Raw genomic sequence first — 12,160 nt, forward strand, 5'->3', positions numbered from 1 at the left:
TAAACTATTCATTTTCTGAATTTCTTAAGTAGTAGCCAACTCCACGTCTAGTAATCAACCAAATAGGATGACTAGGACTATCTTCAATCTTTTCTCTTAATCGACGAACTGTAACGTCAACTGTTCTAACATCACCAAAATAATCATAACCCCACACAGTTTGTAATAAGTGTTCACGAGTCATAACTTGGCCAATATGTTGAGCTAAATAATGAAGTAATTCAAACTCACGGTGGGTCAATTCAATATTTTCTCCACGTTTGCTTACAGTATAAGCTTCGGGATGAATTACTAAATCACCGATTTTAATATCTTTATTTTCATCATCTTTTGCTTGAGCATTATCGTTACTAGATTGTCTTCTCAAGTTAGCTTTTACACGGGCAACTAATTCACGATTAGAAAACGGCTTAGTGACATAATCATCCGCACCTAATTCCAAACCAAGAACTTTATCTAATTCGGAATCTTTTGCAGTTACCATAATAATTGGCATGTCATGATTTTTTCTAACTTCTCTAGCTACTTCTAGTCCATCAACTTTGGGTAACATTAGATCCAAAATAATTAAATCTGGAGTATCATCTTCAACCTTTTGAATAGCCTCCTCACCATCGTAGGCAACAGAAACTTCATAGCCCTCTTTTTCTAAATTAAATTTTTCAATATCTGTTATCGGTTTTTCGTCATCTACTACTAAAATTTTTGTCATAAATCATACTCTCCTTTTACAAGAATACTTTATATTTTAAGTTTATTATTTTTATTTTAAGTTTACTTGGGCTAATATTAATTAGCTATTATTATTATAACACGCAAGACCAACTCATTTCTTCATAGGCAATTTTATGAAAGTTAAATTTAATAACTTTTAAATATTTGTAATATTTTTTACAAAAACACTTGTCAAAATATTTTCTAAATGATATTATATTATTTGTTGAGTTAATAACAACTTAATAATTATTTGGGCAGTTAGCTCAGTTGGTAGAGCAACGGACTCTTAATCCGTGGGTCCAGGGTTCGAGCCCCTGACTGCCCATAACTGATATAAAAGCAATTCCTAATTTAGGAATTGCTTTTTTTGTTTACAAAAACTTATCTTTGTTTTCCATCCTTGTGCAAAAAATTAAGTATAAGATTTTTTTCTCCAAATTTAAAAGTCATTATATTAGACTGATATTTTACATCGTGGTATATTAAATCGTGCAAGATATAATTATATATAAAAACAACGTTGTCCTTGCAAATTTATGGTATCTATTACAAGAGATATGAAAATTATATATTAAGTCATACATAATCTTTGTATTTCATCATATTTAATTTCTTCATTTTCTCAGCATTCAAAAGGAGAAGGATTTTTATGTTTAAACACACTCGTAAATTACAATATAACGCTAAGCCAGATAGACCAGATCCATTAATGGCACGTAGATTACAAGAATCACTTGGTGGTCAATGGGGTGAAGTAACTGGAATGATGTCCTATTTATCACAAGGTTGGTCATCTACCGGTGACGAAAAATATAAAGACCTACTATTAGATACAGGAACAGAAGAAATGGCTCACGTAGAAATGATTTCTACCATGATTGCTTATCTTTTAGAAGATGCTCCTTTAAATCCTAGTGAAGACGATTTAAAGAAAGATCCTTCATTAGCTGCAAAATATGCAGGCATGGATCCAGAACATTCAATCGTTCATGGAATGACAGCTAGCTTAAATAACCCTAATGGTGGTGCTTGGAACGCAGGCTACACTACTTCAAGTGGTAATTTAGTCGCTGACATGAGATTTAATGTTGTGCGTGAATCAGAAGCTAGATTACAAGTAAGTCGTCTATACTATATGACTGAAGATGAAGGTGTTCGTGACATGCTAAAATTCTTATTAGCTCGTGAAACACAACATCAATTACAATTTATGAAAGCTCAAGAAGAATTAGAAGAAAAATATGGTGTCGTTGTCCCTGGTGATATGAAAGACATTGAACATGATGAATTTGCACATGTATTAATGAATTTCTCTGATGGAACCGGTTCACGTGCGTTTGAAGGTCAAACTGCTAAAGACGGTGAAAAGTTCACTTATCAAGAAAATCCAGAAGCAATGGGTGGTATTCCAAAAACTAAACCCGCAGATAAGCGTCTTCATAACGATCAAGGTTAAACATCTTAACAATAAGTAACTCTAATATAATTTTTAATAACTAAAAGGACTCATCAAATAATATTGATGAGTCCTTTTTATTTAATCAACTAAATTCATAGTAACTAACTTATAATTATACTTTTCATTATCTTTATTTAAATGTTTAACTTTTTCAGAATTTTTTTGTTGATATGAATCATATTTCACATTGGCATTAACCGTTTGGATTCTAGTGATTACTAACTTTTTGCCTGAATTTAATAAATATTCTTTTTCATTTTTGCTCTTCGAAATGGAATTGATATATGCACCATTTTTTCCAGCAGGAACATTTAATTTAATTAAAATATTATTATCAGGATTCTTTTCACTAGTGTTCAAGAAACCAATTGCTGCATTTTGGTCAACACTAGTTGATTGAAATGCTTTATCCGAATAAACTGAACCGACTTGATTAGGTTGTCCGTTCAAACCTTTAGAATATCCAATTCCATTTAATCCACGATATACAGTAATTGGTTTCTTTAAGTCAAACTTACTTAAAGCAGATTGAATATTTTTAACTTCTTGTTTAGTCTTAATAAGTTTTTTAGATTTGCCTGTACGTAAATAAGTATTATCATCAGTATATCCTGAAAGGCTATAATCGCCTACAGCTTTATATTGCTTTTTACTTAAACCTTTTGCCCACTTAGCACCTTCAGCATATAAATTTTTATAGTCTTTTTGACTGTAATAATAGTTCTTGTCTGGATAAGATACACTATTAATATTATTTACTTCTAAATTATCATCATTACCAGGAATCGTAAATAAATTATTACCATCCTTAATACTCATAACAGTACCTTTTTTAATTTGTACTTGATTAGAAGTGTTTTGCTCATTTGCAGTAAAATCCTTATTTGCTACTCTTTGGGTTATTGGAGCATCAGATGTGTTAAAATTAGAGGTTTTTTCAGTAGATATATATATAGTATTATCTTTCTTTTGTTTAGCATTTGCTGTCTGACCAGAAGTAATCGTAAAACCAATTGCTAGGGTTGATAAAAAAGTAATCATACGTGTCTTTTTCATAATTTTATGTCATCTCCTAATAATGAAATATAGTACATAAATTATATCTTTTTATTTTAAAATAGCCAATAATTTGCATAAAAAAAGCCCCCAATTATTAAACAATTCTTGTCCGATAATTGGAGGTTAGTTTTTTATTTTATAGTTCTTTATTGTTAATTCTGTATTCCAAATATTCGTTAAATTCAGGACGATCTTCTAACTTATCAAAGTTCTTATAAACGAACTTATCAAGAGCATGACCCATTCCAACGATTTCAGGAGCAGAAAAGCTTTCATCTAATTCGTCTTGAATTTCTTGTAAATGTTCATTGTAACCATTTAGAAATTCTTTTAATAAATTAATCTTTTCAGCTGATGCATTATCTTTAGTTAAATCATCAATTTTAACCATGATTAATTTTTGTAGTTTATAGTAGTGGTTAAAACGTTTTGCATAAGTTTGTAATTCTCTTAAGTTAGCAATAAATGTATAGCGTTCGTCAAATTGTCCATCTAAAGCAATTCTTGAGAAACGATTAATCATTTTAACAATTGGATCATATTTTTCATCTAGTTTGCTAAGAGTAATTTGTCTTTCTGGTAATTCAATTACTGGCAGTTTACGTTCTTCTGGCATAATTAGAAATCTCCCTTTCAATTATATATTTATTACATATATTTGATATTTCTGTTATTAACACTAATTCATAGTTGCCAATTAGTCAATTAAAACATTGTCAAAACAAGTATAGTAAGTAATAATATTATTTATAATTAAATCTTGATTCTTGATGATTTAAGCATTCTTAAAATTGAAGGCATTAAACACAAAATATAAACTAACAATAATAAACCACTAACTATAAAAATTAATCCACCGTTACTAACTTTATTAAATATAAATGAATAAAATAATGTACCTAATGGCATTATAGACATATTGAAAGTGATTGTCATCGACATCACTCGCCCTAACATTTTATTTTGCACATTTTTTTGTAGCATTACTTGTACCGAAATATTCATGATTGTAATTAGACTCATTAGGACAAACATTATAATGCCACCAACGATTGATATGCCAATAATTGAATGGATTGAAAATATAAAACCAAATAAAATTAATGAAAGTATGGTTCCAATTATCGGAAAAATAAGCTTTATATTGTATCCAGTACTTTTCGGAATAATATTTATAATTAATCCTCCAATCAGCATCCCTAATGAAGCACTAGAATCAAGTACACTAATCGGTAGCTTACCCATATGTAATTGAACTTGAATAATATATGGCATGCCAATTGTTATAGCAGTAAAGAAGAAATTAAAAACGACTCCAATAATAATAATATATCTTATAAATTTAAAATTTCTTACATATTCGAATCCTGACTTAAATTTATCCATTGATGAATTTTTGTTCATATCATCTAATGAAGATAAATCAGAAAAATAATGGAAATGCATTGAGATTGTGATTAATAAAGATACAATACTAGAAGCAATTTCTATAATAATAAATAAATTAAAACCAAATAATGAATATAATGCAGCTCCTAACATTGGGGCAAATATTGACGAAATTGCCATTGAACTTTGAACTAATGATGTTAGCTTTTCAATGCTATTATCATTAACCAACTCATGTACAGATGCATCAACACTAGTACTATTAAAGTTGGTAGAAATAGAATCAATACTTAAAAATATAGCTACCGGGATTAATTTATATTCACCCACAAACATGTTAATTGTAAAATAAAATGTAATCATCGTGATTATTCTGATAATCATACTAATAACAATAATATTTTTATGGTGATATGTATCAACAATATTACCTATTGGAATCATAAATAATAACCCCATAACTGGTGTTATAATCATGCTAAGCCCAAAGCTAATTGCTGAATGTGTCGCACTCAGTAGCATTAATCCCATTGCAAAAGAAAGCATGCCACCAGTAAATGAACCGATTAAATTGCTGGTCACATCTTTAACAATTTGAATATTAGATTGATGATTAGTTATATTAACATTGGCGATATTTTCATCCATATAAATCCCTCCTGTGACTGTTGATTGACTTTTGAATTATGGTTAATTCAAAAAATATAAGTAAAGCGCGGTAATTAAAATGAGTATCTTATCAAATATTTTCACTACCCTAGTAGCAATTGAATTTATATATATTATGTTTATCCAAACAATTCAAACAAATTCTAAAAATACACGTAGAATTTTTAAAATTCCTAAAGATGTTTTAAAAAATAAATTCACTGTAACTTTAATGAAAAATCAGGGTGTCTATAATGGACTAATTGGAGTGCTATTATTATATGGAACATTTATTGCCCCTCATCCTAAAGAAATAATCATTCCAATTTTAATTTATGCAATTATGGTTGCAATTTACGGAGCCATAACTAGTCAAAAAAGCATTATTATCAAACAAGGGTTACTGCCAATAATTACTTTAATAATTATTATATAATTAAGGTGTTCGAATCATTGTGGATTCGAATATCTTATTTTATTTTACAAATTTTCTAATAATTATAAATGCGATAAAAATTGGTGCAAAAATAATCACAAAAATGTTTACTAAATATTTTTGCAAAAGATTCAATAAACTACCCGACAGATCGCCATAAGATTGTGTTTCTGAAAAGGAATATCCATAAGGATTATTCATACGAGAGCCATTTACTGACCACACCCGATTAGTGTGGTTCTGATTTAAATCTTGATTATGTAACTTCATCGCCCGGTCTTTATAAGTATCAATCTTACTAATGTGTTTTTTATATAGAATAGGAATTTGATGAACAATATAAGGTAATAATATTAGTAATGAAAAGATAAAATAATAATCCCAATAACTATAAACCATTTTAAAGTTCAGCGAACTTTGCCCCATTGAAGTTGTAGAACTATTAATTTGAATAGTTTCATTAAAATAAAAAATCGTAATCAAAGCAAAAAAGCCCCAAAGAATAATTCCAATGTAATTAAAAAATGCTTTGAACATAAAAAACACCTTCTTAACTTTTAATTAATCTAAATGATACTACTTTTAAGTTTAACATTAAATGTAAATTAAAAAATAATTAGAAAGAATTGATTAATATGTTTATTTAATTAAAAAAGTTCTCAAATCATATTTGAGAACTTTTTTTATTGGATAGCAACAGCATAACGTTTATAGTTATATGCTTTTTCAAATAAATTAGCTTTAACCCAGTATTTACCACGATTAGGATCAGAAATATGATAATAACCACGTTCATATCCATCCATTAGTACAACATGGCTATTTACTATTCCATATCCCCATCTATAATGTTGATACTCAGGTGTTTCATTATAATGACTAACAATATAGGTTACTACAGGATTTCCATGCTTAACTTGATTTTTCAAATCATCAGCAGTTGCTCCAGTCATATCATTAACGTGATGATATAAGTTCCCCCAACTGCTTAAAGCTTTAGGGTAAATAGACTGCGGCATATTATCTTGATTCTCAATATATGGTGAACCTGCATAACCATTATTAGGATTTGCGTCTTTACTATAAGGCATCTGTTTTAAAAAATTTGATAAATTCATATTTAACAGAATCCCTTTTTCGTGAAATCCCTCTAGCAAACTGGCAGCTTCACATCCATTCCAAGCCTTATCTGATTGTTGACTGATGTAGGGAGCATTTAGTTCTACAACTTTTGCATCACTTTCAATTGGTCGCTCAGCGTATGTACCTGGAATATGATTTCCACTGACAATCATATTGGTAGTATAAAAGACTAATATTATAAATAAAAAACCAATTATTATTGTAGTTTTTTTGTACTTAAACAATTTAATTGACCACCTAATTTTTAAATAATAACTACTATATTAATTATAATTAATATAAATGTACATTTTTTTGCCTAGCATATAAAATACACATTAAGGAGTTGATAAAATTGTATACTATTTTAAATATTAACATTGATGACAGTGTTCTTGAATTTCCTGCCAATGATGAATTAATCAGATTAGAAGTTGGCCAAAACAACAAAACTAATAATAAACAAAGTATTTCTAATGATAATGGACAGACATTAAGTTATGGAAAAGATAATAATGAATATGTTGATTCATTAATCCAATTGAATCATTTTATCAAAAAATACTATATGTTTTTCAATTACGCTAAATTGTATGATAATGCTAAGCAAAATAATGAAGGTACATTGACCGATAAATTTAAAAAAATTGCATTGCAAAATAAGCCACGTTTAGCAGATGTAAATGAGTCATACATAAAGAATGATTTAATCTTAGACTTATTTAAACAACAATCTGAAAAACTAAAATAATTGAGATGATTAAATGAAAAAGAAAAAACTAGAAGACAATCCATTTATAATAATATTAATATTAAACTTGATAATATTCGCTGCTGTTCTAATTTCAACTTTTTCTTTTTTATTAAGTTTATTTGTTTTGGTACTATTCAACTTTTACTTATTAATCCGGTATATATACAAAAAAATGGGCAAATTAGAATCATTTGATGATTTCACGGAAAAAGTATTAATTGCTTTTGAAAAAATGGATAAAAAGATTAAACATTTTTTTGCTGAAAATCGTATAACAGTATTTATTGCTAATTTGTTTAATGAAATAAACCAAAAATTAACGAAAATCAATATTGTTGTAAGATACCTTATCATTAAATTTCTACAAATAACATTTCTTGTTATCGAGTTCATAACTGATTCATTTAATATATGGATTATTATAATGTTGATAGTATTAATTAAGCTTGTTAATGAAATGATTAAATTTAATGATTTTGAAGATAATGCTATTGAATTAATAGTATGGATTATTATAACTGGATGCTCAATTGTTCAGTTAGACTTTATTCTTTTTAATCAATATTGTTAGTACAAAAATTAAAATACCGAAACTAAATATAGACACCCCAATATCATTACCTAAGGTTTTAATGAAAATAAAAACACCAATTATCGTAATTAATAATGAAAATAATAAAATTATCCAAAAATGTTTTACAACATTTTCTTTTAAAAACGATTTTATTTTTCTTTTACGTTCTATACCAAGATTTTTTCTTAAATCATCTATTTTAGCTATTGCTGATATATTCATCATACTCATTATCAATATAAATGGTCCTACAATTCCTAGTTTAATAATATCGAATAAATCCCCAATTATTAACATTGTAAAAATAATATTTATTACCAACAGTAAAGTACTAATTGGTTTAATCGTCTTTACTAAATCTTTCTTTCTCAAATATTCGCGCATCCCATTATCCTCCTTCAATAATAAATCTAATGAAATATCATAATATTCACTTAACTTAATTAAACTCGTAATGTCAGGATATGTTTTTTCGTTCTCCCAACTAGAAATTGTTTGCCTCGAAACTATCATATGTTTTGCGACAGTATCTTGAGTTAAATTTTTATCTTGGCGTGCTTTTCTCAAACGTTCACCAAATTTCATTAGTGTGTCACCTCTTTGTTTTAATTAAATAATAAATTTTTCATATATAAAATGCTAGCAATGATTCCTTGCAACATTGTTATATCAGCATTTAAAAAGCACTTAGAATTTTTCTAAGTGCTTTTTTATTCAACTAATTTAAATGTTTCTTTGTAATTACCATCAGATAATTCAAAAAATTTTTTATTATGTATGTGCCCTTTTACTTTGTGATTAAATAAAATTACATTTCCATAAACTGTATATTCACCATTTTTTTGTAGTTTACTTGGTAATTGTCCTCGATTAGATACAAAATAATGATCATAATGATTTAGAATTAGCTCACTTTGCTTTGAAGAACCTACATAAATTCCATTAGATAAATGTGGACGATTTAATAAGAAGATTCCAAATAGTATTAAAGCAGCAATAAACATAAAATTAAATCCTTTTTTCATAAACATACCCTTTATTCAATAATTTGATGTTACTAATACTAACATAATTTTAGAACAATTATGCTGTATTTTTTTGAAACGTTAAGCTTTTTATGAAAACATTACTATTTTTGCGGCTTTCTAAGAAAATTAAAAGCTTTTAATTGTTAAGGATGCACTATTCAAATTACTTTTCAAGAATGTAATTCTACTATATGTATGTGTTAATCTAGGAACAGACACAATTTATAGTGTATTTTTATTTTGAAAGGTTATGTATAAATGTTAGACACTCTATTCAACCATTTAAACGTTATCAAAAAGACTGGAGATACAACTCCATTTTACAAGTACAAAATTGATTATATTTTTGATCAATTAAAATTTTCAGATGAACAAAGAAAAAAATTCTTTGAACAATTAAACCTATTAACAAAAGATACAGATAAAATCACTGCTGTACATATCCATGATTTTATTATTCAATTCCTAGAAGAAAATAATCTTCTAGATGAAAAACAACAATACCTAGATTTTCAAGCTAAAGATCAAGATAATTTTGCCGAAGCAACTAATGTCGAACATCGTATTAATCAATTATTTGGTCGTGAAGATCGCGTTGTGCATGAAAATGCAAATAAAGACAGTAATGTTTTCAATACCCAACGTGATTTAGAAGCTGGTGCGGCAAGTAAAGCGATTGGCTTAAAAATGCTTCCTGAAATGGTAGCTAAAGCCCATCTTCGTGGTGATATTCATTGGCATGATTTGGACTATTCCCCCGCTACTCCAGAAACGAATTGCTGTTTAGTTGATTTTAAAGAAATGTTAACTAATGGTTTTAAAATTGGTAATGCTGAAGTTAAATCTCCCCGTTCCATTCAAACTGCAACTGCTCAAGTTTCACAAATTATTGCTAATGTTGCTTCATTACAATATGGTGGTTTATCTTTTGATCGTGCTGATGAAGTTTTAGCACCATTTGCTGAAATTAATTATCAAAAGCACCTTAAGGTTGCTAAAGAATGGGTCCCTGAAGATGAACAAGAATCATACGCTAAAGAAAGTACTAAGCAAGATATCTATGATGCTATGCAATCATTAGAATATGAAATCAATACTTTATACTCATCCCAAGGTCAAACCCCATTTACTACGGTTAGTTTTGGTTTAGGTACTAATTGGATTGAAAAAGAAATTCAAATTGATATTCTAAAAATTAGAATTAAAGGTTTAGGTAAAGAACGTCGTACTGCTATTTTTCCTAAACTAATTTATACCCTAAAAAAAGGCTTGAATTTAAAACCAAATGACCCTAATTATGATGTTAAAAAATGGGCGATTGATTGTGCCACTAAGCGTATGTATCCAGATATTTTAATGTATGACAAGCTCTGTGAAATCACTGGTAACTTCAAAGCACCAATGGGTTGTCGTTCATTTGTCCCTAAATGGGTTAGTCCTGAAGGCGAAGAAATTAACGCTGGTCGCATGAACTTAGGTGTGGTTACTGTTAATTTACCAAGAATTGCATTATTCGCAAAGGGTAATCAAGAATTATTCTGGAAAATTTTTGATGAAAAGTTACGTATTGTTCATCAAGCAATGGCATACCGCATTGAAAGAACTAAACAAGCTAAACCCGATAATGCCCCGCTATTATATAAATATGGTGCTTTTGGAAAACGCTTAAACTCAGATGATGATGTTGATCAACTATTCAATAATGAACGAGCGACTGTTTCACTAGGTTATATTGGTCTTTACGAAGTCGCAACTTCTATGTATGGACCTGATTGGGAACATAATCAAGAAGCTCATGACTTCACCGTCAGCATTGTCCGTGAATTAAATAATTTATGTAAAAAATGGTCTAAACAAAGTGGCTACCATTATAGTCTATATTCAACTCCAGCTGAATCTCTAACTGATACTTTTGCTCAAGATGATATTAAAAAATTTGGCAAAGTAAAAGATATTACAGATAAAGAATATTACACTAATAGTTTTCACTATGATGTTAGAAAACGTCCTAATCCATTTGAAAAACTAACTTTTGAAGAAGCATATCCACATTACGCATCAGCTGGTTTTATTCATTACTGTGAATACCCTAATTTAAAACAAAATCCCAAAGCCTTAGAAGCAGTTTGGGATTGGGCATATGATCATGTTGGTTATTTAGGTACTAATACTTCAATTGATAAATGTTTCAAATGTGGATTTAAAGGTGACTTTAAAGCTACCGCCCGTGGTTTTGAATGTCCACAATGTGGGAATCATGATCCTAAATATTGTGATGTGGTTAAAAGAACCTGTGGTTATTTAGGTAATCCCCAAGCTCGTCCAATGGTTCACGGTCGTCATGTTGAAATTTCATCACGCCAAAAGAATATGTCGAAAGGAATGATTAAAGATGTCGCAAAGGAAGAGACAGCCAAACAATCCAAAGCCTAAAGAATGGCTTGCAGATGATTTAAGTTTACAATATATTGCTGATTACAAGCCATTTAATTTTGTTGATGGTGAAGGAATTCGTTGTAGTATTTATGTTAGTGGATGCAACTTCCACTGTCCTGGTTGTTATAATGTAGCATCCCAAAATTTCCACTATGGACAACCATATTCAAAGGACTTGGAAGACCAAATTATTGAAGATATGAAAGAAGATTATGTTCAAGGATTGACTCTCTTGGGTGGTGAACCCTTCTTAAATACTCAAGTTTGTTTAAAATTATGTAAAAGAGTTCGTAAAGAATTCGGCCATACTAAAGATATTTGGTCTTGGTCCGGTTACCGTTGGGAAGAATTAATGAAAGAATCATATGATAAATTAAAATTATTATCAATGATTGATATTTTGGTTGACGGTCGTTTTATGGAAGATAAGAAAGATCTAACCTTACAATTCCGTGGTAGTTCCAATCAACGTATTATCAATGTTCCTGAATCATTAAAACAAGATAAAGTTATCATTTGGGACAAGTTAGTTCATTAA

At 28.9% G+C, this 12,160-nt stretch carries 14 protein-coding genes and 1 tRNA gene; 7 read left to right on the plus strand and 8 right to left on the minus strand.

Features of this window, described 5'->3' with window-relative positions:
• Window positions 1-4 precede the first annotated feature (4 nt).
• Window positions 5-712 (minus strand): response regulator YycF, encoded by a 708-nt coding sequence (gene yycF / locus C7N71_RS06620; RefSeq protein WP_105988325.1) that lies wholly within the window; start codon window positions 710-712, stop codon window positions 5-7.
• Window positions 713-969: 257 nt separating this feature from the next.
• Between yycF and C7N71_RS06625 the strand changes: the two genes are divergently transcribed.
• Window positions 970-1,042, plus strand: a tRNA-Lys gene (locus C7N71_RS06625).
• 324 nt (window positions 1,043-1,366) lie between these two features.
• On the plus strand, window positions 1,367-2,173 hold the full coding sequence (locus C7N71_RS06630) for a manganese catalase family protein (RefSeq protein ID WP_105988326.1): 807 nt from the start codon (window positions 1,367-1,369) through the stop codon (window positions 2,171-2,173).
• An 81-nt stretch (window positions 2,174-2,254) separates the two neighbouring features.
• On the opposite strand, the gene C7N71_RS06635 is transcribed toward C7N71_RS06630, so the two are convergent.
• The 3 genes from C7N71_RS06635 to C7N71_RS06645 all read right to left on the minus strand — a co-directional run bounded on the left by C7N71_RS06635 (window position 2,255) and on the right by C7N71_RS06645 (window position 5,272).
• Window positions 2,255-3,232, minus strand: a complete 978-nt coding sequence (locus C7N71_RS06635; RefSeq protein WP_105988327.1) for an ADP-ribosyltransferase — start codon at window positions 3,230-3,232, stop codon at window positions 2,255-2,257.
• A 139-nt stretch (window positions 3,233-3,371) separates the two neighbouring features.
• Window positions 3,372-3,851, minus strand: coding sequence for a hypothetical protein (locus C7N71_RS06640; RefSeq protein WP_105988328.1), 480 nt, complete (start codon window positions 3,849-3,851; stop codon window positions 3,372-3,374).
• Between the two features lie 137 nt (window positions 3,852-3,988).
• Window positions 3,989-5,272 (minus strand): MFS transporter, encoded by a 1,284-nt coding sequence (locus C7N71_RS06645; RefSeq protein ID WP_105988329.1) that lies wholly within the window; start codon window positions 5,270-5,272, stop codon window positions 3,989-3,991.
• A 79-nt stretch (window positions 5,273-5,351) separates the two neighbouring features.
• Here C7N71_RS06645 and C7N71_RS06650 point away from each other — a divergent pair, with 79 nt between their 5' ends.
• The gene (locus C7N71_RS06650; RefSeq protein WP_105988330.1) at window positions 5,352-5,708 is read left to right on the plus strand and encodes a DUF1304 domain-containing protein; all 357 of its coding nucleotides are present in this window, start codon (window positions 5,352-5,354) and stop codon (window positions 5,706-5,708) included.
• A 39-nt stretch (window positions 5,709-5,747) separates the two neighbouring features.
• Here the strand turns inward: C7N71_RS06650 and C7N71_RS06655 are convergent, their stop codons facing one another.
• Window positions 5,748-6,245 carry a hypothetical protein gene (locus tag C7N71_RS06655; RefSeq protein WP_105988331.1) on the minus strand — a complete coding sequence of 166 codons (498 nt, stop codon included), beginning with the start codon at window positions 6,243-6,245 and terminating at the stop codon, window positions 5,748-5,750.
• A 146-nt stretch (window positions 6,246-6,391) separates the two neighbouring features.
• Window positions 6,392-7,075 carry a C39 family peptidase gene (locus tag C7N71_RS06660; RefSeq protein ID WP_105988332.1) on the minus strand — a complete coding sequence of 228 codons (684 nt, stop codon included), beginning with the start codon at window positions 7,073-7,075 and terminating at the stop codon, window positions 6,392-6,394.
• A gap of 110 nt (window positions 7,076-7,185) precedes the next feature.
• Between C7N71_RS06660 and C7N71_RS06665 the strand changes: the two genes are divergently transcribed.
• Together C7N71_RS06665 and C7N71_RS06670 are read left to right on the plus strand one after the other, a co-directional pair.
• Window positions 7,186-7,581 (plus strand): hypothetical protein, encoded by a 396-nt coding sequence (locus C7N71_RS06665; RefSeq protein ID WP_105988333.1) that lies wholly within the window; start codon window positions 7,186-7,188, stop codon window positions 7,579-7,581.
• A gap of 175 nt (window positions 7,582-7,756) precedes the next feature.
• Complete coding sequence (locus tag C7N71_RS06670) at window positions 7,757-8,155, plus strand: hypothetical protein (protein WP_140921736.1); 399 nt, start codon at window positions 7,757-7,759, stop codon at window positions 8,153-8,155.
• On the opposite strand, the gene C7N71_RS06675 is transcribed toward C7N71_RS06670, so the two are convergent.
• Together C7N71_RS06675 and C7N71_RS06680 are read right to left on the minus strand one after the other, a co-directional pair.
• Window positions 8,123-8,743, minus strand: coding sequence for a helix-turn-helix domain-containing protein (locus tag C7N71_RS06675; protein WP_105988335.1), 621 nt, complete (start codon window positions 8,741-8,743; stop codon window positions 8,123-8,125). The genes C7N71_RS06670 and C7N71_RS06675 overlap by 33 nt on opposite strands.
• Before the next feature lie 125 nt (window positions 8,744-8,868).
• On the minus strand, window positions 8,869-9,183 hold the full coding sequence (locus C7N71_RS06680) for a hypothetical protein (protein WP_105988336.1): 315 nt from the start codon (window positions 9,181-9,183) through the stop codon (window positions 8,869-8,871).
• Window positions 9,184-9,444: 261 nt separating this feature from the next.
• Between C7N71_RS06680 and nrdD the strand changes: the two genes are divergently transcribed.
• On the plus strand, window positions 9,445-11,619 hold the full coding sequence (gene nrdD / locus C7N71_RS06685; protein WP_105988337.1) for an anaerobic ribonucleoside-triphosphate reductase: 2,175 nt from the start codon (window positions 9,445-9,447) through the stop codon (window positions 11,617-11,619).
• Window positions 11,579-12,160, plus strand: a complete 582-nt coding sequence (nrdG, locus tag C7N71_RS06690; protein WP_105988338.1) for an anaerobic ribonucleoside-triphosphate reductase activating protein — start codon at window positions 11,579-11,581, stop codon at window positions 12,158-12,160. Before nrdD ends, nrdG begins: the two co-directional genes overlap by 41 nt.

Source organism: Apilactobacillus timberlakei, assembly GCF_002993965.1.
Lineage (GTDB): Bacteria > Bacillota > Bacilli > Lactobacillales > Lactobacillaceae > Apilactobacillus > Apilactobacillus timberlakei.